Origin of the sequence: Streptomyces sp. NPDC058246 (assembly GCF_042881985.1) — a bacterium.
GTDB lineage: Bacteria > Actinomycetota > Actinomycetes > Streptomycetales > Streptomycetaceae > Streptomyces.
The window spans coordinates 24273-46195 of record NZ_JBHVWZ010000030.1 but is presented as its reverse complement, the minus strand read 5'-3'; the positions used below and the strand labels follow the sequence as shown (position 1 = coordinate 46195).

Annotated in this window: 20 protein-coding genes; 10 read left to right on the top strand and 10 right to left on the bottom strand. The window is 71.0% G+C overall.

Annotated elements, in window-relative coordinates:
• Positions 1-5: 5 nt before the first annotated feature.
• The 6 genes from ACFVXA_RS32225 to ACFVXA_RS32200 all read left to right on the top strand — a co-directional run bounded on the left by ACFVXA_RS32225 (position 6) and on the right by ACFVXA_RS32200 (position 6187).
• Positions 6-1289 (top strand): amidohydrolase family protein, encoded by a 1284-nt coding sequence (locus ACFVXA_RS32225; RefSeq protein ID WP_362027992.1) that lies wholly within the window; start codon positions 6-8, stop codon positions 1287-1289.
• Entirely contained in the window at positions 1286-2512 is a 1227-nt protein-coding gene (locus ACFVXA_RS32220) for an amidohydrolase family protein (RefSeq protein WP_390028017.1), read from the top strand. Before ACFVXA_RS32225 ends, ACFVXA_RS32220 begins: the two co-directional genes overlap by 4 nt.
• 143 nt (positions 2513-2655) lie before the next feature.
• A complete protein-coding gene (locus ACFVXA_RS32215; RefSeq protein WP_362027997.1) occupies positions 2656-3366 on the top strand; it encodes a VIT family protein in 711 nt (236 codons plus the stop codon).
• Between the two features lie 182 nt (positions 3367-3548).
• Positions 3549-4421 (top strand): sterol desaturase family protein, encoded by an 873-nt coding sequence (locus ACFVXA_RS32210; protein ID WP_383745346.1) that lies wholly within the window; start codon positions 3549-3551, stop codon positions 4419-4421.
• Entirely contained in the window at positions 4418-5098 is a 681-nt protein-coding gene (locus tag ACFVXA_RS32205) for a lysoplasmalogenase (protein ID WP_383745343.1), read from the top strand. Before ACFVXA_RS32210 ends, ACFVXA_RS32205 begins: the two co-directional genes overlap by 4 nt.
• Positions 5099-5137: 39 nt before the next feature.
• Entirely contained in the window at positions 5138-6187 is a 1050-nt protein-coding gene (locus tag ACFVXA_RS32200) for a zinc-dependent alcohol dehydrogenase family protein (protein ID WP_390028015.1), read from the top strand.
• Between the two features lie 52 nt (positions 6188-6239).
• On the opposite strand, the gene ACFVXA_RS32195 is transcribed toward ACFVXA_RS32200, so the two are convergent.
• The 5 genes from ACFVXA_RS32195 to ACFVXA_RS32175 form a co-directional block, all read right to left on the bottom strand.
• The gene (locus ACFVXA_RS32195; protein ID WP_362028008.1) at positions 6240-7253 is read right to left on the bottom strand and encodes a CopD family protein; all 1014 of its coding nucleotides are present in this window, start codon (positions 7251-7253) and stop codon (positions 6240-6242) included.
• 100 nt (positions 7254-7353) lie between these two features.
• Positions 7354-8874, bottom strand: coding sequence for a CoA transferase (locus ACFVXA_RS32190; protein WP_390028013.1), 1521 nt, complete (start codon positions 8872-8874; stop codon positions 7354-7356).
• 7 nt (positions 8875-8881) lie between these two features.
• Positions 8882-9193, bottom strand: a complete 312-nt coding sequence (locus tag ACFVXA_RS32185; RefSeq protein ID WP_390028011.1) for a hypothetical protein — start codon at positions 9191-9193, stop codon at positions 8882-8884.
• A gap of 5 nt (positions 9194-9198) precedes the next feature.
• Positions 9199-10731 carry a S8 family serine peptidase gene (locus ACFVXA_RS32180; protein ID WP_390028010.1) on the bottom strand — a complete coding sequence of 511 codons (1533 nt, stop codon included), beginning with the start codon at positions 10729-10731 and terminating at the stop codon, positions 9199-9201.
• Positions 10732-10917: 186 nt separating this feature from the next.
• The gene (locus ACFVXA_RS32175; RefSeq protein WP_362028016.1) at positions 10918-12447 is read right to left on the bottom strand and encodes a S8 family serine peptidase; all 1530 of its coding nucleotides are present in this window, start codon (positions 12445-12447) and stop codon (positions 10918-10920) included.
• Positions 12448-12851: 404 nt separating this feature from the next.
• Between ACFVXA_RS32175 and ACFVXA_RS32170 the strand changes: the two genes are divergently transcribed.
• From ACFVXA_RS32170 to moaA, 3 genes are all read left to right on the top strand, one after another.
• Positions 12852-13208, top strand: a complete 357-nt coding sequence (locus ACFVXA_RS32170; RefSeq protein WP_362028019.1) for a DUF485 domain-containing protein — start codon at positions 12852-12854, stop codon at positions 13206-13208.
• Positions 13205-14827 (top strand): cation acetate symporter, encoded by a 1623-nt coding sequence (locus tag ACFVXA_RS32165; RefSeq protein WP_362028021.1) that lies wholly within the window; start codon positions 13205-13207, stop codon positions 14825-14827. Before ACFVXA_RS32170 ends, ACFVXA_RS32165 begins: the two co-directional genes overlap by 4 nt.
• A 170-nt stretch (positions 14828-14997) precedes the next feature.
• Positions 14998-15987: a GTP 3',8-cyclase MoaA gene (gene moaA, locus ACFVXA_RS32160; RefSeq protein ID WP_362028024.1), complete on the top strand. Its 990-nt coding sequence runs from the start codon at positions 14998-15000 to the stop codon at positions 15985-15987.
• On the opposite strand, the gene ACFVXA_RS32155 is transcribed toward moaA, so the two are convergent.
• Positions 15984-16226: a hypothetical protein gene (locus tag ACFVXA_RS32155; protein WP_390028009.1), complete on the bottom strand. Its 243-nt coding sequence runs from the start codon at positions 16224-16226 to the stop codon at positions 15984-15986. The two genes, moaA and ACFVXA_RS32155, sit on opposite strands and share 4 nt — an antisense overlap.
• 233 nt (positions 16227-16459) lie before the next feature.
• The gene (locus tag ACFVXA_RS32150) at positions 16460-16870 is read right to left on the bottom strand and encodes a DUF3099 domain-containing protein (RefSeq protein ID WP_390028007.1); all 411 of its coding nucleotides are present in this window, start codon (positions 16868-16870) and stop codon (positions 16460-16462) included.
• Positions 16871-17116: 246 nt separating this feature from the next.
• On the opposite strand from ACFVXA_RS32150, the gene ACFVXA_RS32145 reads away from it, so the two are divergent.
• Positions 17117-17398, top strand: a complete 282-nt coding sequence (locus ACFVXA_RS32145; protein WP_384023235.1) for a GlsB/YeaQ/YmgE family stress response membrane protein — start codon at positions 17117-17119, stop codon at positions 17396-17398.
• A gap of 78 nt (positions 17399-17476) precedes the next feature.
• On the opposite strand, the gene tyrS is transcribed toward ACFVXA_RS32145, so the two are convergent.
• From tyrS to ACFVXA_RS32130, 3 genes are read right to left on the bottom strand one after another with little or no spacing between them, the layout of a single operon-like run.
• Positions 17477-18745, bottom strand: a complete 1269-nt coding sequence (gene tyrS, locus ACFVXA_RS32140) for a tyrosine--tRNA ligase (protein ID WP_384023238.1) — start codon at positions 18743-18745, stop codon at positions 17477-17479.
• 44 nt (positions 18746-18789) lie between these two features.
• Positions 18790-20184 (bottom strand): metallopeptidase TldD-related protein, encoded by a 1395-nt coding sequence (locus ACFVXA_RS32135; protein WP_390028006.1) that lies wholly within the window; start codon positions 20182-20184, stop codon positions 18790-18792.
• Positions 20181-21743 (bottom strand): TldD/PmbA family protein, encoded by a 1563-nt coding sequence (locus ACFVXA_RS32130; protein ID WP_383745324.1) that lies wholly within the window; start codon positions 21741-21743, stop codon positions 20181-20183. The genes ACFVXA_RS32135 and ACFVXA_RS32130 overlap by 4 nt, the downstream gene beginning before the upstream one ends.
• Positions 21744-21923: the final 180 nt, after the last annotated feature.

Here is a 21923-nt window from a genome sequence, read left to right as displayed (position 1 = left end):
GTGCGATGACCGACCAGGACCCGTACCTCATCATCTCCTCCGACTGCCACGCCGGGCTCCCCACCGAGGAGTACCGGCCCTATCTGGACCCCCGGTTCCACCGCGACTTCGACGACTTCCTCGCGGGCCGCGACCGGCGCCGTGAGGAGATGACGCGGCTCGGCATCCGCAACGAGGCGTTCGCGGACAAGTGGTTCCACGACAACGAGGAAGGCCTGCGCGGCGGCTGGGACACCGCGCAGCGCCTCAAGGAGCTGGACGGCGACGGCGTGGCGGCCGAGGTCGTCTTCCCGGACGCGGACGCCGTGGACAGCCGCACGGCGGCCCCCTTCGGCGTGGGGCTCGGCCTCTCCGGCGACCAGGACCCCGAGCTCGGCATGGCGGGCGCGCAGGCGCACAACCGCTGGCTGGCGGAGTTCGTGGGGGAGAACCCCGAACGACACTGCGGGGTCGCCCTGTTGCCCGTCACGGCCGAACCGGCGCGTGTGGTCGCCGAGGTGTACCGCGCCAAGGAGTCGGGCCTCGGCGCCCTGATGATCCCCTCCATGTGGGTCGACAAGGAGCCGTACCACGACAGTCGTTACGACCCCGTGTGGGCGGCGGCCGCCGAGTGCGGGATGCCGGTGGTCACCCACTCGGGCGCGGCACCGCGGCACGAGTACGGCGACCATCTGGGGATCTATGTCTCCGAAGTCACCTGGTGGCCCGCGCGGCCCCTGTGGTTCCTGCTCTGGTCGGGCGTCTTCGAACGCCACCCGGGCCTCAGGTTCGGTGTGGCGGAGTCGGGTTGCTGGTGGCTGCCGAACCTCCTGTGGTTCATGGACCGGCTCTACCTGGGCGCGCACGGCGGCAAGAAGCTGTCGCCCTTCGCGGAGCTGAAACGGCCCCCGCACGAGTACCTGGACCGCCAGGTCTTCATCTGCGCGACGAACACCAAGCGCCGCGAGCTGGCCCAGCGGTACGAGATCGGCGTCGACAACATCCTCTGGGGCAGCGACTTCCCGCACCCGGAGGGCACCTGGCCCGACACGCGCGCGTGGCTGGCGAAAACCTTCCACGACATCCCGGTCGAGGAGACCCGCCGCATGCTCGGCCTGGCGGCCGCGGAGGTCTTCGGTTTCGACGTCGACCAGCTCGCCCCGCTCGCCCGGCGCATCGGCCCGACACCGGCCGACCTCGGCCAGAGCGACGACCAGACGGCCGTGGAGGCGTCCTGGGCGCGCTCGCGCGAGGTGGGCCGCCACTGGCTGACCGACCACGACTTCCCGGTCCTGGGAGCCACATCATGACCGACCGCTACACGGTGATCTCCGCGGACTGCCACGCGGGCGCCGATCTCCTGGACTACAGGCCGTACTTGGAGCGGCGGCACCACGACGCGTTCGACGCGTGGGCGGCCACGTACGTCAATCCCTACGAGGATCTGCTCGCCGACACGGCCGACAAGAACTGGAACTCCGGGCGGCGCCTCGCGGAGCTGGAGGAGGACGGAATCGTCGCGGAGGTGGTCTTCCCCAACACCATCCCGCCGTTCTTCCCGTCGGCCTCCCTGATGGCGCCCGCGCCGACGGCGGAGGAGTTCGAGCGGCGGTGGGCCGGGCTGCGCGCACACAACCGCTGGCTCGCGGACTTCTGCGCCGCCGCGCCGGGCCGCCGCGCGGGCGTGTTCCAGATCCTCCTGAACGACGTGGACGAGGCCGTGCGCGAGATCCGCCGGTGCGCCGACGCGGGCCTCAAGGGCGGCCTCCTGCTGCCCGGCACACCCCCCGGCTCGGGCCTGCCCGAGCTGCACTCGTCGGCGTACGACCCGATCTGGGCGGTCTGCGCGGAGCTGGGCGTGCCGGTGAACCACCACGCGGGCTCGGCGTCGCCGCCCCTGGGTGACGAACCGGCCGCCCGGGCGGTCTTCATGGTGGAGACCACCTGGTTCTCGCACCGCGCGTTGTGGCACCTGATCTTCGGTGGGGCGTTCCGCCGCCATCCGGACCTGAGACTGGTGCTGACCGAGCAGGGTTCGGGCTGGATCCCCGGGGTGCTCGACATGCTGGACTACTACCACGGGAGGCTGGTGGCGGCCGCGACGAAGGCGTCGACGGCCGAGTCGAAGTTCGGCGCGGGACTGGCCGGGGCGATGGGCAAGGGCCCCTCGGAGGTCTGGCGGGACAACTGCTTCGTCGGCGCCAGTTTCATGCGCCCGCACGAGGTGCCGCTGCGGGACCGCATCGGCCTCGACAAGATCATGTGGGGCAGCGACTACCCGCACGACGAGGGCACTCACCCCTACTCCAGGGAAGGACTGCGCATCGCGTACGCGGGCCTGCCGCCGGAGGAGATCGCCGCGATGGTCGGCGGCAACGCGGCCCGCGTGTACGGCTTCGACCTGGCCTACCTGGACGGGATCGCGGCAAAGGTGGGCCCCACGGTGGCGGAGCTCGCCGAGCCGCTCGCCGCTCCGCCGGCGGACGCGACCAGCCCGGTGTTCGCGAAGGGAGGGTCGGTTCGGGTGTGGTGACACCTGGACGGGGCGGTTCGGGTGTGGTGGCACCTGGACGGGGCGGTTCGGGTGTGGTGGCACCCGGCCAGGTCGGTACGGGTGTGGTGACACCTGACGGGTCGGTACGCCGCTGGGGGCGGCCGGAGTGCGATCCTCCCCGTGTGACCGAACCCACGCACGACGAGGCCCACCAAGGCGCGCTCGGATCGCGGCTGAACTGGCTGCGAGCCGCGGTTCTGGGCGCCAACGACGGCATCGTCTCCACCGCGGGCCTCGTCGTCGGCGTCGCGGGCGCCACCGGCGACCGCTCCGCGCTGCTCACGGCGGGGCTCGCGGGGCTGCTGGCCGGGTCCATGTCGATGGCGACGGGCGAGTACGTGTCCGTCTCCACCCAGCGGGACTCGGAGCTGGCCGCCCTGGCCCTGGAGAAACGGGAGCTCAAGGAGCAGCCCGAGGCCGAGCTGGAGGAGCTGACCGAGCTGCTGGAACAGCGCGGCCTGTCGCGGGAGGTGGCCCGCGAGGCGGCGGAACAGTTCACCGCGCGGGACGCGCTGAGGACCCACGCGCGCGTGGAGCTCGGCATCGACCCGGACGCGCTCACCAACCCGTGGAACGCGGCATGGGCGAGCTTCCTGTCGTTCACCGTCGGCGCCCTGCTGCCCCTGCTGGCGATCGTGCTGCCGCCGGCGGCCTGGCGGCTCGGGGTCACCGTCGTGTCGGTGCTGGCCGCGCTCGTGCTCACCGGGTGGAGCAGCGCGCGACTGGGGGCGGCCCACGTGGGTCCCGCGGTGCTGCGGAACGTGGCCGGGGGAGCGCTGGCGATGGCGGTGACGTACGCGGCGGGAGCCCTGCTGGGAGCGGCGGGCGTGTGAAGCCCCGGCAGGCACGGCCCGTGCCCGGTGTGCGCACGGGGCACGGCCCGTGCCCGGTGTGCGCACGGTCCGGTGCCGGTCGGCCATTGGCGGAGATCGCCAAGAAGCAAGCGCGTACCGCCGGTAATACTTGTGGGTAACAACGTCTAGCGGCAGCCGACCAGCGGTTCTACGGTGCATCCATGCCGAACCTCCCCGATGTCGTGGTCTGGTCGATACCCGCCTTCGTGCTGCTCACCGTCATCGAGATCGTGAGCCTGCGCATCCATCCCGACGAGGAGGAGGCGGGGTACGAGGCGAAGGATGCCGCGACGAGTGTCGGCATGGGACTCGGGAGCCTCGTCTTCGACTTCCTGTGGAAGATCCCGATCGTCGCGATCTACTCGGCGATCTACGCCCTGACACCCCTGCGGGTGCCCGTCCTGTGGTGGACGGTCCCGCTGATGCTGCTCGCGCAGGACTTCTTCTACTACTGGTCCCACCGCGGCCACCACGTGATCCGCCTCCTGTGGGCCTGCCACGTCGTCCACCACTCCAGCCGCAAGTTCAACCTCACCACCGCCCTGCGCCAGCCTTGGACGTCGCTCACCGTCTGGCCCTTCTACGTCCCGCTCATCGCCCTCGGCGTGCACCCCGCCGCGCTCGCGTTCTGCTCGTCCGCGAACCTCGTCTACCAGTTCTGGATCCACACCGAGCGGATCGACAAGATGCCCCGCTGGTTCGAGTTCGTCCTCAACACGCCCTCCCACCACCGCGTCCACCACGCCTCCCAAGGCGGCTACCTGGACCGCAACTTCGGGGGCATCCTCATCGTCTGGGACCGGCTCTTCGGCTCGTTCGTGCCCGAGACCGAGCGGCCCGTCTACGGGCTCACCAAGAACATCGCCACGTACAACCCGCTGCGCGTGGCCACCCATGAGTACGCCGCCATCGCCAGGGACCTGAGGGCGGCGACGAGTTGGCGCGAGCGGGCGGGGCGGGTCTTCGGCGGGCCCGGCTGGCAGCCCGCGCCCCCGGCCGCCCCGAAGGCGCCGGTCACGGAGCCCGTCGCGTGAATCCACGCCTCGCGCGCGTGCTGCTCGTCTCGTTCGTCGTGGCGGCCGTCGTGGACCTGGTCTGTCTGGCGGCCGGGTACGACGCCGGGCACCGGATCGCCAAGCCCCTCCTGATGCCGCTGCTCGCCGCCCACGCGGGCGTACGCGGTGGCCCGCGCCTGCTGGTCGCCGCCCTGCTCTGCGGCTGGGGCGGCGACGTCCTGCTCCTGTCCGACGCGGACCCGGCCTTCCTCGTGGGGATGGCCTCCTTCGCGGCGGGGCATGTGTGCTACCTCCTGCTCTTCCGGAGAGCTCCGCGAACTCCACGCGCGCGTGGAGCCCGGCTCGCGACTGTGTACGCCCTCGCCCTCGTCGCCACCGTCACCCTCCTGTGGCCCGACCTGCCCGCCGGTCTGCGCGTCCCGGTCGCGGGCTACAGCCTGCTGCTGACCGCGATGGCGTACGGGGCCACCCGGCTCGGCCTCGTCGCGGGTCTCGGCGGCGCCCTCTTCATGCTCTCGGACACCCTCATCGCCACCGGCGTCGCCGACTGGCCGCAGCTCCCGAGGCCGGACTTCTGGATCATGCTCACCTACGCCGCCGCCCAGTATCTGCTGGTCCGCGGCGTGCTGGGCACCCTCGGCGCGCGGACCGCGCCGGCGGCGGCGTACGGTGAGATGCGCTCAACCACCCCCTGAGCGCATCCACCGACGCCCCGCACGAGAAGGACCCTCGCCATGCGCGCCACCACCATCCACGCCCCGTACGACATGCGCGTGGAGGACGTGCCCGAGCCCATCGTGCAGCTGCCCACCGACGCGGTCGTCCGGGTACTGCGCGCCTGCATCTGCGGCAGCGACCTGTGGGCGTACCGCGGCGAGGCGGCCCGGCAGCCGGGGCAGCGGATCGGGCACGAGTTCCTCGGCGTCGTCGAGGAGACGGGCTCCGAGGTGACCGGTGTCCGGCGCGGTGACCTGGTCGTCGCGCCCTTCATGTGGTCCGACGGCTCTTGCGACTACTGCCGCGAAGGGCTCACCACGTCGTGCGAGCACGGCGGCTTCTGGGGCGCGGTCGGGTACGACGGCGGGCAGGGCGAGGCCGTGCGCGTGCCCTTCGCCGACGGCACCCTCGTACAACTGCCCAAGGACGCGGCATCCGACGACCACCTGCTGACCGCCCTGTTGACGCTCTCCGACGTCATGGGCACGGGCCATCACGCGGCCCTGGGCGCCGGGGTCCGCAAGGGCGCCACCGTCGCCGTCGTCGGCGACGGGGCCGTCGGGCTGTGCGCCGTGCTGGCGGCCAAGCGGCTCGGTGCCGAGCGGATCATCGCGCTCGGACGCCACCAGGTGCGTACGGACATCGCACGGAGCTTCGGCGCCACGGACGTCGTCGCCGAGCGGGGCGCCGCGGCCGTCGAGGCCGTGCGGGAGCTGACCGCAGGCCAGGGCGCGCACTGCGTCGTCGAGGCGGTCGGCACCGAGCAGTCCATGAAGACGGCCGTGAACATCACCCGCGACGGTGGCGCCATCGGTTTCGTCGGGGTCCCGCACGGCAGCGGTACGGGCTTGGACCTGAGCGTCATGTTCGACCGGAACATCGCCCTGCGCGGCGGTGTCGCGCCCGTGCGCGCCTACATCCCGGAGCTGCTGCCGGACGTCCTCGACGGAACCATCGACCCGTCGCCCGTGTTCGACATGACCGTCGGCATGGAGGGTGTGCCCGAGGGCTACAAGGCGATGGACGAGCGGACCGCGCTCAAGGTGCTCATCACCAACGGTTCCTGACCGCCCGACTCTTCACCCCTCGCTTTGACCGTCGGAGGCTCGGCCTGCTGGCTCATGACCATCTGATGGGCAGCGGCAGCGCCGTCAGCACCGCCGAGACCACCACCACCGCGCCCAGCGCCACGACCTCCGCGCGCGCGGGGGCGTAGGCGCTGAGCGGGTCCGCCGCGCGGCGCAGCCGGAGGCGGGCGCACAGGGCGAGGACGGCCACGACGGCCACGAGGAGCACCTTGGCGAGCAGGGTGCGCCCGTAGGCCGTCGCGGTCAGCTGGTCCAGGACGGTGCCCGGCGGAATGCGGCGCAGCGCGCTCCATGTGCCCGTCGCCGTGATCGCGGCGAACAGGACGGCCGCCACGCGCGCGTAGAGGCCGAGCAGCGCCGCACCCGCCGCCGAAGGACGCCATCTCCGCAGCATCCGCAGAACGTGCAGCAGACCGCCCGCCCACAGCGCGGCGCAGGTCACGTGAAGGAGCGTCAGACCGGAGCCGACGAGCGGGCCGTGCTCCGTGGCGGGATGGGCGCGCAGCGCCTCCGCGACCACCAGGGCGGCCAGCGGCCACACCTGGGTGCCCGGCCGGCGCGAGCGGGCGCACAGCCATGCCGCCGCGAACGCGTTGACCTCCAGGAGCGCCAGTTTCCCGTCCCGGGTTCGGTAGAGCCCGCCGAGGTCCAAGTCGGAGAGGTGGTGGGGCAGCAGATTGCCGGTGGCCACGACCGAGGCGAGCCCCAGCGCGGCGACGAACCCAGCGGCGGCGGTGCGGGGCGCCCAGCTGCGGGGCACGTCCGCCAGGGGCGCCCCCGGCACCCGGCGGGCCAGCCGCGCCACGAACAGTTCGCCGGCGGGGACGCACAGCGCCGTGAACAGCACGGCACGCAGCAGGGCGATGCCGCCCACGCCGGGGGCCGCGGCCTCGCCCGTACCGTCCAGCGCGGTACGCGGGCCGAGCAGCGGGATCAGGGCCGCCCCGGCCACCAGCGCGAGCACGGCGACGGCCCGTGCGGTGGCCCGGCGCCGCGCCGGCTCGCTCGCGTCCGTCCCCTCGGCTGGCGGTCGTATCAAGGTCACCTCGAGATCTTCGCCAGGTGCCACAGAACGGGGCAAGTGCGCGAAAACAAGTGGGGGTGCGGCATTCCACCCATGGGTACGTATCCGGCCGCCCGACGGCTCAGGCCTGTCCGGCCCAGCGGGCCGGATCCGTCCCCCAAGGCCCCGGCGGTCGCGCCCAGTCGGCCGGTCCGCCGGCGAAGGAGACGGGCGGCAGGGCGTACCGCAGCCGCCCGATCCCGCTGTCCCGCTCGGCGAGCCAACGGCCGGGCTCGTCACCGGAGTCGGCGGCCGAACTGGAGCCGACAGCCGAACCGGAGCCGACAGCCGAACGGGAGCCCGCGGCCGAACGGGCATCATCGGCCGACCCGGAGTCGGCGGCCGAACCGGAGCCCGCGGCTCCCTCATCATGTACGAGCCCGTTCAGCCCGTTCAGCCCGTTCAGCCCGTTCACCAACCACGCGGCCGTCCGCGCCAGGGCGGCCCGTACGAGCCGCGTACCGCCCTCGTCCCCCTGCTCGATGAGCGCACGGAGCACCGCGGCGGCCAGCAGATACCCGGTGCCGTGATCGAGGGCCTGCGCGGGCAGCGCACCAGGCCGCTCCGGCGACCCCTCGACCGCCGCGATGCCCGTGGCGACCTGCACCAGGCTGTCGAACCCGCGCCGCTCCCCCCACGGCCCATACGCCCCCCACGCCGACAACTGCGCCACGACCAGCCCCGGTCTGCGCTCGGCCAGCGCCTCGGGCGAGAGCCCGAACCGGTCCAGGGAGCCCGGCCGGTACCCGGTGACGACCACGTCCGCCGCCGCGAGCAGGTCCTCCAAGACGCGCCGGTCGGCCGCCAGGTCCAGCGTCGCCGACCGCTTCCCGAAGCCCGTGTCGGCGTGCGCGTCGGAGTGTTCGGGCAACTGCGGCGCGTCCACGCGCAGGACGTCCGCGCCCAGCAGGGCGAGCGTGCGGGTGGCGACCGGGCCCGCGATGACCCGGGTCAGGTCCAGGACGCGGACTCCGGAGGCGGGCAGCAGGGGATCACCGTCGAGCGGGGCGAGCACCCGCGCGCGAACGGAGTCCACGCGCTCGCGCTCGACCAGCGGCCGTCCGGCCACCCTGATCCCCTGCTCATGTGCGGCCCACTCCACGGCCGTACGCAGCGCGACGGCGAGGCCCCCGGCGCCGTTCACCGTCTCCTCCACCTCCGACGCCGACCGCTCGGCGAGCAGACCGGCGACGTCCTCGACCGTCGCGTCGTCCGCCAGCCCCAACGCGCCCAGCAGCCGCGCCCGGTGATGCGGATAGTTCGCGTGCGTGCGCACCCACCCGTCGGCAGTCCGCCAGAACCGGGACAACGGAGCGAAGGTGACGGGCGCCCGCCCGTCGATCAGCAGATGCCGCTCACTCACGAACGCGGTGGCCACGGCCCCGTCGTCCACCCGTACGCGTGGGACCTCCGCGAGCCCGGCCCGCCGCGCCCCGAGCTCTGCCCCCGCCAGCGCGCACACGCCCACGCAGGCCCGCGCCAGCTCCCGTACGGGCAGCCGCGCCTCCAGCGCGCCCGGCCGCACCACGGTCGAAACCCGGTGAAGGAGCGCGGGATCGCCGCCCAGTTCCTCCCACACACCAGCCATCGGTGAATGCGTCATACAGGCACTATGCCGGGTGGATGCCGTCAACAGGGGAGGCGGCCGCCCACCACAGGCGCACCTCCTTGCGCACGTCCGTCGGGCGCAGCTCCCATCCCTGTGCGAGGGCGACTTCGGCGACGTAGCTGCCGCCGACGCCCCGGTAGACGTGCAGCGGTATCTCGCACTCGACCGCTGGCTTCGCCTTCTTCGGCTCGGGCGGCGCCGAGGCCGCCGCCGTCCACCGGCTGACCGCCTTGTCGACGCGCGCCCTGTAGTACGGCCGTATCGGACGGCCGGGCCGGGCGGATCGTCCGCCCGGCCCGAACCATCTGCACACAAGCCCTACTTCGTCACCGCGTCCAGCGCGTCCGCGGTGCCCCAGCCGTAGAAGCCGTTACGGTTCTTCGGGCCCTCGCACACCGCGTCGACCTTGCCGTCGCTGTCGATGTCGTACGGGTCGGTGCACGGCGTGGCGTCGGCCTCGGCGTACAGCAGCGCCTTCACCAGCGCGGCCGGGGCGTGCGGATGCGTCGACTTGATGAGGGCGGCCACACCCGCGACATGCGGGGTCGCCATCGACGTACCGGCCATGTAGCCCCATGTGCCGCCGGGCAGCGGGCCGAGGATCAGACCGCTCGTGGCGGGCGGCGCCGGGGTCTGGTAGCGCGTCGAGTCGCCGCCGGGCGCGGCGATGTCGATGACGCCCCGGCCGTAGTTCGAGAAGGACGACTTGAGGCCCTTGGCGCCGGTCGCGGCGACGGTGACCACGCCCGGCAACTGGGTGGGAATGTCATAGCACTTGGACGGGTCGATCACCCGGTCCGACGGGGTCCCGTCGTTCGGGGAGACCGGGTCGGTGATCGAGTCGGCCGCCAGGTCGTAGCTCTCGTTGCCCGCCGCCGCGACGTTGACCGCGCCCTTCCGCTCCGCGTACTGCGAAGCGCGCGTGATCGCGTCGACCAGGGCCTTCTGGTCCGGGTCGTCCTTGCAGTTGAAGTACCAGGGGTCGGTGTAATAGCTGTTGTTGGTGACGTCGACGCCGTGCTCGGCCGCCCACACGAAGCCGCAGACCACGGCCTCCGTGTAGAAGTAGCCGGCGGTGGTGGCCACCTTGATGCCGGCGACCTTCACGCCCGGCGCGACACCGGTGATGCCGACGCCGTTCTTGGCACCCGCGATCTCGCCCGCCACATGCGTGCCGTGCGGGCTCTCCCCGGTGGTGGGACGCCAGGCCCCGTCGGCGGTGTCCGGCTTGCCCGTCACGCAGTTGACCGACGCGTCGCGGTCGAAGTTCGGCGCGATGTCGGGGTGGGTGTCGTCGACGCCGGTGTCGATCACGGCGACGGTGACGTCGCGGCTGCCGAGCGTCTTCTCGTGCGCCTTGTCCGCCTTGATGGCGGGCAGGTCCCACTGCAAGGGCTCCAACGGATCCTGCCCATCGGTGGCTTCGGCGCTCGCGGACTGCTCCTGTTGCGCGGTGAGCGCCTTCGGGGTGCCCACGTCGGTGGTCGACTGCGCGGGCAGCGGCGCGTTGCGCGTGTTCCCGGCCGACTCCACCCCGCGTACGCCACGGATCGTCTTGGCGAAGTCGGCGTTCGACGAGTGGACGACGATCACGCCGATCTGGTCGTACGACGTCACGATCGTGCCGCCCGCCGCGGCGATGGCCTTCTTGACGGAGGCGGACGTGCTGTGCCCGGGGCGGACGTTGACGACATAGCTGAGCGAGGCCGCGTCGGCGGCGGCGACCTGCTGGGGCGCCTCGACCTCCGTGGCCGACGCGGTGACGTTCGGCAGGAAGGCGAGGGCCGTGGCCGTGGCCATCCCCAGCGGGATGGCTATGGCGCGACGGGAGCGCTGGTAGCGCGCGGTCATGAAATCTCCAGTTCAATTCGCGGGACGAGCCGTGCGAGCCGTGCGGAGGCTGTACACGCCGTACGAGCCGTGCGGAGCTGTACACGCCGTACGAGCCGTGCGGAGGCTGTACACGCTGGGCGAGCCGTGCGGAAGCTCAACGTGCGATCAGAGACCGGTAGGTGGCCTGGCGGCCGCTACTTCGGCTCACTTGACCGCGCGCAGTGCGTTGACGATCCCGAATCCGTAGAAGCCGTTCACGCGCTTGCCGCCCGCGCAGGTGGCGTCCACGACGCCGTCGCCGTTCCCGTCGTACGGGTCGGCCGGGCAACCCGGGTTGTCCGCCTCGGCCTTGAGCAGCGCCTGGAGCTGAGCCGGGGTGGCCCGGGGGTACTCGGACTTCAGCAGCGCCGCGACACCGGCGACGTGCGGCGTGGCCATCGAGGTGCCCTGGAGGAAGCCGTACTGGTTGTTCGGCATCGTGGAGAGGATGCGGCCGTTCTGCGACGGCGTGTCCGGGATCTGGTACTTGTCGCCGCCCGGTGCCGACACGTCGATGACCCCGTCTCCGTAACTGGAGAAGTACGACTTGGCACCCTTGACGCCGGTCGAGCTCACCGTGACGACGCCCGGCAGCTGGGTCGGCACGTCGAAGCACTGGTGCGGGTCGACCGTCCGGGTGGCCGGGGTCGAGTCATCGGGGCTGGAGCTGTCGACGAGCGCGTCCGAGTCGAGGTCGTCGTTGGAGTTGCCCGCCGCCGCGACGTTCAGGGTGCCCTTCTTCTGAGCGTACAGCTGAGCCCGGTTGACCGCATCGACGATGGCCTTCTGGTCGGGATCGTCGAGGCAGTTGTAGAGCCACGGGTCGACGTAGTAGCTGTTGTTGGTGATCTCCACGCCGTGGTCGGCGGCGAAGACGAAGGCGCAGACGACGCTCTCCGGGTAGAAGAGCTGGGTGGAGTCCGGTTCGGCCACCGTGATGCCCGCGACCTTCACGCCGGGCGCGACACCGGCGACACCGATACCGTTGCGGGCCGCGGCGATCTCACCGGCGACATGCGTCCCGTGGTAGTGGTCGGCGTCCACGGGCCGCCAGGCGCCGTACGTGGTGTCCGGCTTGCCGCCCACACAATTCGCGGACTGTGAGGCGGAGAAGTTCGGGGCGATGTCCGGGTGGGTGTCGTCCACGCCGACGTCGATCACGGCGACCGTCACGTCCTTGCTGCCCGGGTTGATCTTCGCCGCCTTGTCGGCGCCTATCGCGCGCAGGTCCCACTGGTCGGCCTCCAGCGGCTCCTCCCCGGCCGTGGCGCTCTGCGAGACCTTGGCCGCCTGAGCGGCCGACAGCACCTGTGCCGCGCCCTCGTCGGTCGTCCCCGCGGGCGTCAGCGGCGCGGTCCGCGTCGCGCCCGCCGACTGCACTCCGCGGGCCGCGCGTATCTGCTTCCCGAAGTCCGGGTTGGCGGAATGGACGACGATCACGCCGATCTTCTCGTACGCGATGACGACGGTGCCGCCGGCCGCCGTGATCGCTTTCTTCACCGACTCGATCGTGCGGTGGTCCGTCTGGGTGTTGACCACGTAGGCCAGGTTCGGGCCGTCCGCGGTCGTCGTGGCGGGCGCGGTGAGCGGCGTGGCCGACGCGGCGCCCGGCAGGAAGCCGAGCGAGGCGGTCAGCGAGAGGACCACCGGCACGGCGAGGGCGAGCCGACGTCTGGAACGCAGCAGATGAGCCATGGGATCTCCATACCATCCGGAAAACGGAGCTGCCCGAACACAGGTGGTGCCCGGGCAGGTACATGACGGAGTGGTGCAGGCCGAAGCTATCCCCCCTCCGACCTGGCCAGCAATGACTTCCGGCGATGACTTCCGAAAGAAGTCGGGGGAGTTGAACCGGTCCACGCGTGGCGCCGTGACCTTGAGCAGGGAGCCCGAGGACGATCGAGCCCTCTGTCGGATCACGCTCCGTGGCTCTACCATCGCCACTCGGTTACGTGATCTACGTCACTGCGAGGTCAAGAAGAGCCATGTCCGTACCCCACCCGTCCCCGTCGGCGAGTTCCGGCTCGTCCCCGTCCGCGAGTTCCGACTCGCCCCCGTCCGCTGTCGCAACCGCACCCGCAACGCGAGGAGACACCGCCGTGGCCACCGACGCACCGCCACCCTCGAAATCCGGACCTTCCCTTCCCTCCACCGAGGAGTTCACCGAGGTGCAGGAGAGCGCGGAGTTCGGTGAACTGCGCCACTCCTACCGCTCCTTCGCCTTTCCGCTGACCGTCGGCTTCATCCTCTGGTACCTGCTGTACGTCCTGCTCTCGAACTACGCGGGCGGCTTCATGGGCACCAAGCTGTTCGGCAACATCAACGTCGCCTTCGTGTTCGGTCTCGCCCAGTTCCTCACCACGTTCCTCATCGCCTGGTGGTACTCGCGGTACGCCAACGCGAAGCTCGACCCCAAGGCCGAGGCCATCAAGTCCCGGATGGAGGGCGGCGCATGAGCTCCGCACAGACTTTTCTGGCGGCCGGAGAGGCCAGCCAGCACCGGCCACTGATCATCAGCCTGTTCGCGGTGTTCGTCGCCGCGACCCTCGTCATCACCGTCTGGGCCGGCCGCCAGACCAAGAGCGCCGCCGACTTCTACGCGGGCGGCCGCCAGTTCACCGCCTTCCAGAACGGCCTCGCCGTCTCCGGCGACTACATGTCCGCCGCGTCCTTCCTCGGCATCGCGGGCGCGATCGCCCTCTTCGGGTACGACGGCTTCCTGTACTCCATCGGCTTCCTGGTCGCCTGGCTGGTGGCGCTGCTGCTGGTCGCCGAGCCGCTGCGCAACTCCGGCCGGTACACCATGGGCGACGTCCTCGCGTACCGCATGCGCCAGCGCCCGGTCCGTACGGCCGCGGGCACCTCCACGATCGTCGTGTCGATCTTCTATCTGCTGGCCCAGATGGCGGGCGCCGGCGTCCTGGTCTCGCTGCTCCTCGGCATCACCAGCGACGGCGGCAAGATCGGCATCGTCGCCCTCGTCGGCGTCCTGATGATCGTCTACGTCACCATCGGCGGCATGAAGGGCACCACCTGGGTGCAGATGGTCAAGGCCGTCCTGCTGATCATCGGCGCCCTGCTGCTCACCTTCCTGGTGCTGCTGAAGTTCAACTTCAACATCTCCGACCTGCTCGGCAAGGCGGCCGACAACAGCGGCAAGGGCGCGCCCTTCCTGGAGCCCGGCCTCAAGTACGGCGCCACGTCCACGACCAAGCTCGACTTCATCTCCCTGGGCATGGCACTGGTCCTCGGCACCGCGGGCCTGCCGCACATCCTGATCCGCTTCTACACCGTGCCCACCGCCAAGACCGCGCGGAAGTCGGTGAACTGGGCGATCGGCCTCATCGGCGCCTTCTACCTGATGACCCTCGCACTCGGCTTCGGCGCCGCCGCGCTGATCAAACCGGACGAGATCATCGCGTCCAACAAGGCGGGCAACACGGCGGCACCCCTGCTGGCACTGCATCTGGGAGGCGTCGACTCCAGCTGGGGCGCCATCCTGCTCGCCTCCATCTCCGCCGTCGCCTTCGCCACGATCCTCGCGGTCGTCGCGGGCCTGACGCTGGCCTCGTCCTCCTCCTTCGCGCACGACATCTACGCGAACGTCATCAAGAGGGGGCAGGCCACCGAGAAACAGGAGATGACCGCCGCCCGGTACGCGACGGTGGGCATCGGCGCCGTATCCATCGTGCTGGGCGCCCTCGCCCGTGACCTGAACGTCGCGGGGCTCGTCGCGCTCGCCTTCGCGGTCGCCGCCTCCGCCAACCTGCCGACGATCCTCTACAGCCTCTTCTGGAAGAGGTTCACCACGCCGGGCGCGCTCTGGTCGATCTACGGCGGTCTGGTCACCGCGGTCGGCCTGGTGCTGTTCTCGCCGGTGGTCTCCGGCAAGCCCACCTCGATGTTCCCGGACGTCGACTTCCACTGGTTCCCGCTGGAGAACCCCGGACTGATCTCCATCCCGGTCGGCTTCCTGCTCGGCTGGCTGGGCACCGTCCTGTCCAAGGAGGAGCCGGACGCCGGCAAGTACGCCGAGCTGGAGGTCCGCTCCTTGACGGGCACCGGAGCGCACTGAGCCGCGCCGTCGACGGCCCCGTCGTAGCCGCTGGTGGATCACTACTAGTAGGTCCCTACGACGGGGCCGCGCCGTACCTCGTGGGATCGGGCCGCTGTCGATGTCAGTCCCGTCACGTAGGCTCGCAGGTGTCTGAACAAATGTGATCCGCATCGAGGGAGGGGGCCCACGTGCTCATCGACACCTACGGCCGAGTGGCCACCGACCTGCGCGTCTCGCTGACCGACAGGTGCAATCTCCGGTGCACGTACTGCATGCCCGAAGAGGGCCTGCAGTGGCTGGCCAAGCCCGATCTGCTCACGGACGACGAGATCGTCCGCCTGATAGACATCGCGGTGACCAGCCTCGGCATCACCGAGGTCCGCTTCACCGGCGGCGAGCCCCTGCTGCGCCCCGGCCTGGTCGGCATCGTCGAGCGGGTCGCCGCGCTCGCTCCCCGCCCCCAGATGTCCCTGACGACCAACGGCATCGGGCTCAAGCGCACCGCGACCGCCCTGAAGGCAGCGGGCCTGGACCGGGTGAACGTCTCGCTGGACACCCTGCGCCCCGACGTCTTCAAGACCCTCACCCGCCGCGACCGCCACAAGGACGTCATCGAGGGCCTCGAAGCCGCCCGCGACGCCGGCCTGACCCCGGTCAAGGTCAACACGGTCCTGATGCCGGGTCTGAACGGGGACGAGGCCCCGGACCTCCTCGCCTGGGCGGTGGAGCACGACTACGAACTCCGCTTCATCGAGCAGATGCCCCTGGACGCCCAGCACGGCTGGAAGCGGGAGGGCATGGTCACCGCCGGTGACATCCTCACCGCACTGCGCACGCGGTTCGAGCTCACCGAGGAGGGTGCCGGTGAGCGCGGCTCCGCGCCCGCCGAGCGCTGGCTCGTCGACGGCGGCCCGCACCGCGTCGGCGTGATCGCCTCGGTCACCCGCCCGTTCTGCTCGGCCTGCGACCGTACGCGGCTCACCGCCGACGGCCAGGTCCGCACCTGCCTGTTCGCCACCGAGGAGACCGATCTGCGCGCCGCGCTGCGCTCGGACGCCCCTGACGAGGAGATAGCCCGCATATGGCGCCTCGCGATGTGGGGCAAGAAGGCAGGCGCGGGTCTGGACGATCCGTCGTTCGTGCAGCCGGACCGGCCGATGTCGGCGATCGGCGGCTAACTCCCTGCGGACTCCCACTCCGCCAAGGGCACCACGTCCTTCAGGAACCCGCGTACACCGAGGAACGCGGACAGCTGCTCGCGGTGCTCCTCGCACGCGAGCCACGTCTTGCGGCGCTCCGGCGTGTGCAGCTTCGGGTTGTTCCAGGCGAGCACCCACACGGCGTCGGCACGGCAGCCCTTGGCCGAGCACTGAGGAGTGGCGGGGGCGGGCGAGGCATCGGGGAGCGGGAGATTCACGCCTCAACCCTAGACGGCCCCGAAATGGCGACGCCGAGCAGCCACGGGGGGAGCTGCCCGGCGTCGGTCCGTCGCTCCGACGGGGGATGCGGAGCGCGTACGAAGTATGTCACGGGTAACCCGTCGCCCGGCACCGGAACAACATGATTGATCTGAGCTTTTCTTGAGCTTGATGCGCGGCGGGATTCCGTTTTCGGAGGATCCTCCGTGGTCAGGTCGGGGTCGCGTCCGGGTCAGCTCAGGTCGTGCGGCTCGCCCCGCAGCCGTGCCCCCGGGTCGGCCACGACGTCCTCCGGGATGTCTTCCGGGCCGTCCCCGGGGACGGATTCCGCGAAGCCGTCCTCGCGCGGCGGAGCGATCATCGGGCGGTTGGGAGCGGCGACGAAGGTCGAGGGAAGCGACGGCGCGTTCTCCCGTCCCGCGTTGGCGATGACGACGGCGACGTAAGGGAGAACCAACCCGAGTACCAGCGCGACGAGGGCGACAGGCCGCTCGACGTTCCAGAGCGTGGCGGCGAGGATCACGGCGACCGTGCGCACGGACATCGAGATGACATAGCGGCGCTGCCTGCCGCGTACGTCCTCGTCGAGCCCCTGCCTGGCCCCGGTGATCCGGAAGACCTGGACATTGCTCTGCTTCCGCATCACGTTCCACCACCCGCCTGCCGTCGGACGCTCCCCGGTCCGTACCCGGTCCGGACCCGGTTGATGAAGCCGACCCGAACAACCTCCACGTTACGCCGCGGCTGCGTCGCGTTCGAGACCGGGGCATGTCCTGACGGGGTGGACATGATGCGTCGTACCGCGTATGGCTCCGCCCGACATGCGCCGTACGTGGGACGGCCCGAGACTGGGCGTAATGCTCACGTCGAGCCGTACAAGGAGGCAGCCATGGGCTGGTTGTGGGCGATCATCGTGGGATTCGTGCTGGGCCTGATCGCGAAAGCGATCATCCCCGGCAAGCAGCACAGCCCCCTCTGGCTGACCACCATCTTCGGCATCCTCGGCGCGATCGTCGGCAACGCGGTCGCCCGCGCGGTCGGCGTGGAGGCCACCGCGGGCATCGACTGGATGCGGCACCTGTTCCAGCTCGTGGCCGCGATCATCATCGTGTTCCTCGGCGACATGGCGTACATGGCGATGTGGGGCAACAAGAAGCAGCAACGCGTCTGAGGCCGGGTACGGCGGTCACGCACGGCGAAGGGGTGGCATCCCGTCAGGGAGGCCACCCCTTCGACCCGCTTTGCTCGCTCAGCCGCCCGTGACCTCGACCGCCGCCAGGTTCTTCTTGCCCCGCCGCAGCACAAGCCAGCGCCCGTGCAGCAGGTCCTCCTTGGCGGGGACCGCGTCCTCGGCGGAGACCTTCACGTTGTTCACGTACGCCCCGCCCTCCTTGACCGTGCGACGCGCGGCCGACTTGCTCGCCACCAGGCCGACCTCGGCGAAGAGGTCCACGACGGGACCGAGCTCGGCCGCCCGGACGTGCGGCACCTCGGAGAGGGCCGCGGCCAGCGTCCTCTCGTCGAGCTCAGACAGCTCGCCCTGGCCGAAAAGCGCCTTGGACGCGGCGATCACGGCGGCCGTCTGGTCGGCGCCGTGCACCAGCGTCGTCAGCTCCTCGGCCAGCGCGCGCTGCGCGGCACGGGCCTGCGGGCGCTCCTCGGTCTGCTTCTCCAGCTCTTCGAGTTCCTCGCGGGACCTGAAGGACAGGATCCGCATGTACGTGGAGATGTCCCGGTCGTCCACGTTCAGCCAGAACTGGTAGAACGCGTACGGCGTCGTCATCTCCGGGTCGAGCCAGATGGCGCCGCCCTCGGTCTTGCCGAACTTGGTGCCGTCCGCCTTGACCATCAGCGGCGTGGCCAGCGCGTGCACGTGGGCCTGCGGCTCCAGGCGATGGATCAGATCGAGGCCCGCGGTGAGGTTGCCCCACTGGTCGCTGCCGCCCTGCTGCAGCGTGCAGCCGTGGCGTCGGTACAGCTCCAGGAAGTCCATGCCCTGCAGCAGCTGGTAGCTGAACTCCGTGTAGCTGATGCCCTCTTCGGACTCCAGACGGCGGGCGACCGAGTCCTTCGTCAGCATCTTGTTGACGCGGAAGTGCTTGCCGATGTCCCGCAGGAACTCGATCGCCGACAGGCCGGCCGTCCAGTCGAGGTTGTTCACCATCACCGCGGCGTTCTCGCCCTCGAAGGACAGGAACGGCTCGATCTGTGAACGCAGCCGGGTCACCCAGTTCGCGACCGTCTCCGGGTCGTTCAGCGTGCGCTCGGCCGTCGGGCGCGGGTCGCCGATCTGGCCCGTCGCACCGCCGACCAGGGCGAGCGGGCGCAGGCCCGCCTGCTGAAGGCGGCGCATGGTGAGGACCTGCACCAGGTGCCCCACGTGCAGGCTGGCCGCGGTCGGGTCGAAGCCGCAATAGAACGTGACCGGACCGTCCGCGAGCGCCTTGCGCAATGCATCTTCGTCGGTGGACAGGGCGAACAGGCCCCGCCACTTCAGCTCGTCGACGATGTCCGTCACGGTTCTCGTATCTCCTTCGGTGGTCTCGTGAATCAGGTACGAGGTTATACGCCCTGGCTGACAGAGCTCATATTGAAGTCGGGCACCCGCAGCGCGGGCATCGCAGCCCTGGTGAACCAGTCGCTCCATTCCCGCGGCAGCGTCTTTTCCGTCCGCCCCGCCTCCGTGGCCCGGCCCAGCAGGTCCACCGGCGACTCGTTGAACCGGAAGTTGTTCACCTCGCCGACGACCTGGCCGTTCTCGACGAGGTAGACGCCGTCCCGGGTCAGCCCGGTCAGCAGCAGCGTCGCCGGGTCGACTTCGCGGATGTACCACAGGCAGGTCAGCAGCAGACCGCGCTCGGTGGCGGCGACCATCTCCTCCAGGGAGCGGTCCTCGCCGCCGTCCAGGACGAGGTTGCCGATCGACGGCGTCACCGGGAGCTTGGTCAGCTCCGCGCTGTGCCGGGTGGTCGACAGGTGCTTCAGCTCGCCCTCGCGGACCCACTCGGTGGCCGTGAGGGGCAGCCCGTTGTCGAACACGGACGCGTCGTCGCCGGAGGAGTGCGCGAGGACGAAGGGGGCGCACTCCAGACCCGGCTCGTTCGGGTCGCTGCGCAGCGTCAGCGGCAGGTCGGTGAGCTTCTCGCCGACGCGGGTGCCGCCGCCGGGCTTGCTGAAGACCGTCCGGCCCTCCGCCGCGTCCCGGGCCGCCGCCGACCACATCTGGTAGATCAGCAGGTCCGCGACGGCGGTCGGCGGCAGCAGCGTCTCGTACCGCCCCGCGGGCAGGTCCACGCGCCGCTCCGCCCAGCCGAGCCGTACCGCCAGCTCGGCGTCCAGCGCCGCAGGGTCGACGTCCTTGAAGTCCCGCGTCGACCGGCCGGCCCACGCCGATCGCGTACGGTCCGGCGACTTGGCGTTGAGCTCCAGCGTGCCCTTGGGCTGGTCGTGCCGCAGGCGCAGCCCTGTCGACGTACCGAGATAGCTGGAGACCAGCTCGTGGTTGGCGAAGCCGTACAGCTCGCGTCCGCCCGCACGCGCGCGTGCGAACGATTCGCCGAGGGCCGGCGCGAAGTCCGCGAAGACGGCGGACGAGGTCTCGGCGGGCGCGTCCGTGAAGTCGGGGGACTCCGGCACGCCCGAGACGAGCGGCTGGGCGTCCTCGGCCGGACCCGCGCCGCGCGCCGCGGCCTCCGCGGCGCGCACCAGCGGCTCCAGCTCGTCGGCGGTCACGGCCGAGCGCGAGACGACGCCGGACGCGGTGCCCTCGCGGCCGTCGACGGTGGCGATGACGGTCAGCGTGCGCCCGCGCGTGACCCCGTTCGTGGTCAGCGCGTTGCCCGCCCAGCGGAGGTTGGCCGTCGACTCCTCGTCGGCGATCACCACGCAGCCGTCGGCCCGGGAGAGTTCGAGGGCACGCTCGACGACCTCGTGCGGCTTGTTCGTACGGGCGCTCATCGACCGGCCTCCTGCGTGGTGTTGAGGATGTTGACACCCTTGAAGAGGGCGGACGGGCAGCCGTGCGAGACCGCGGCGACCTGGCCCGGCTGGGCCTTGCCGCAGTTGAAGGCACCGCCCAGGACATACGTCTGCGGGCCGCCCACCGCGGCCATCGAACCCCAGAAGTCGGTGGTCGTCGCCTGGTACGCGACATCGCGCAGCTGACCGGTGATCCGGCCGTTCTCGATCTTGAAGAACCGCTGCCCGGTGAACTGGAAGTTGTAGCGCTGCATGTCGATGGACCAGGACCGGTCGCCGACGACATAGATGCCGCGGTCGACGCCGCCGATGAGGTCCTCGGTGGCCAGGCCGCCCGGATCCGGCTGAAGCGACACGTTCGCCATGCGCTGCACGGGCACATGCCCGGGGGAGTCGGCGTACGCGCAGCCGTTGGACCGCTCGAACCCGGTCAGCTTCGCGATGCGCCGGTCCAGCTGGTAGCCGGCGAGCGTCCCGTCCTTCACGAGATCCCAGGACTGCGCGGCGACACCCTCGTCGTCGTACCCGATGGTCGCGAGACCGTGCTCGGCGGTGCGGTCGCCGGTGACGTTCATCAGCTCGGAGCCGTACTTCAGCTTGCCCAGCTGGTCGAAGGTGGCGAAGGAGGTCCCGGCGTACGCCGCCTCGTAGCCCAGGGCGCGGTCCAGCTCGGTGGCGTGGCCGATGGACTCGTGGATGGTCAGCCACAGGTTGGACGGGTCGACGACGAGGTCGTACACCCCCGCCTCGACGCTCGGCGCCCGCATCTTCTCGGCGAGCAGCTCCGGGATCCGCGCCAGCTCGGACTCCCAGTCCCAGCCGGTGCCGGTCAGGTACTCCCAGCCGCGCCCGACCGGCGGCGCGATGGTCCGCATCGAGTCGAACTCGCCGCTGGACTCGTCGACCGCGACCGCGGTGAGCTGCGGGTGCAGCCGCACGCGCTGCTGCGTGGTCACGGTCCCGGCGGTGTCCGCGTAGAACTTGTTCTCGTGCACGGTCAGCAGCGAGGCGTCGACGTGATTGACGCCATCGGCCGCCAGCAGCCGCGCGCTCCAGTCGGCGAGCAGCCCGGCCTTCTCCTCGTCCGGCACGGAGAAGGGATCGATCTCGTACGAGGAGATCCACGTCTTGTCGGCGTGCACCGGCTCGTCCGCCAGCTCCACTCGCTCGTCGGACCCGGCCGCCTTGATCACCTGGGCGGACAGCTTCGCCATCGCCACGGCCTGCGACGCGACCTTCGCGGCGGCGTCCATCGTCAGGTCGACACCCGACGCGAATCCCCAGGTCCCGCCATGCACCACCCGCACCGCGTACCCGAGGTCCGTGGTGTCGGACGACCCGGCCGGCTTGGCGTCCCGCAGCCGCCAGGCCGCGCTGCGCACCCGCTCGAACCGGAAGTCCGCGTGTTCGGCGCCGAGCGCCCGCGCCCGCGCGAGCGCGGCGTCGGCCAAGGCACGCAGCGGTAGTGCCGTGAAGGCTTCGTCGATGGAATGAGGCACGGAGGTCTCCCTGCTGTCGTGGCCTGTCGGTCCGATCATGTCGCGCGGGCGGGCCCGGCGGCCACGTCTTTCCGACGCCTGCCGCATCTTTCGGCCGCGCGGCCAGCACTTTCTGTAGGGATCCGACAGCGAGTCCCCGGTCCCACTGTCGGTGCCCGCTTCTTCGCCCGGCGGGCTCGACCGATAGGTTTTCGATGAAGGCGCCTGTCTTGCAGGGGT

Excerpts from the sequence above, each read along its gene's own strand:
- ACFVXA_RS32225 (WP_362027992.1), top strand. The coding sequence starts at position 6 with ATGACCGACCAGGACCCGTACCTCATCATCTCCTCCGACTGCCACGCC.
- ACFVXA_RS32220 (WP_390028017.1), top strand. The coding sequence starts at position 1,286 with ATGACCGACCGCTACACGGTGATCTCCGCGGACTGCCACGCGGGCGCC.
- ACFVXA_RS32210 (WP_383745346.1), top strand. The coding sequence starts at position 3,549 with ATGCCGAACCTCCCCGATGTCGTGGTCTGGTCGATACCCGCCTTCGTG.
- ACFVXA_RS32200 (WP_390028015.1), top strand. The coding sequence starts at position 5,138 with ATGCGCGCCACCACCATCCACGCCCCGTACGACATGCGCGTGGAGGAC.
- ACFVXA_RS32190 (WP_390028013.1), bottom strand. The coding sequence starts at position 8,874 with ATGACGCATTCACCGATGGCTGGTGTGTGGGAGGAACTGGGCGGCGAT.
- ACFVXA_RS32180 (WP_390028010.1), bottom strand. The coding sequence starts at position 10,731 with ATGACCGCGCGCTACCAGCGCTCCCGTCGCGCCATAGCCATCCCGCTG.
- ACFVXA_RS32175 (WP_362028016.1), bottom strand. The coding sequence starts at position 12,447 with ATGGCTCATCTGCTGCGTTCCAGACGTCGGCTCGCCCTCGCCGTGCCG.
- ACFVXA_RS32165 (WP_362028021.1), top strand. The coding sequence starts at position 13,205 with ATGAGCTCCGCACAGACTTTTCTGGCGGCCGGAGAGGCCAGCCAGCAC.
- ACFVXA_RS32150 (WP_390028007.1), bottom strand. The coding sequence starts at position 16,870 with ATGCGGAAGCAGAGCAATGTCCAGGTCTTCCGGATCACCGGGGCCAGG.
- ACFVXA_RS32145 (WP_384023235.1), top strand. The coding sequence starts at position 17,117 with ATGGGCTGGTTGTGGGCGATCATCGTGGGATTCGTGCTGGGCCTGATC.
- ACFVXA_RS32135 (WP_390028006.1), bottom strand. The coding sequence starts at position 20,184 with ATGAGCGCCCGTACGAACAAGCCGCACGAGGTCGTCGAGCGTGCCCTC.
- ACFVXA_RS32130 (WP_383745324.1), bottom strand. The coding sequence starts at position 21,743 with ATGATCGGACCGACAGGCCACGACAGCAGGGAGACCTCCGTGCCTCAT.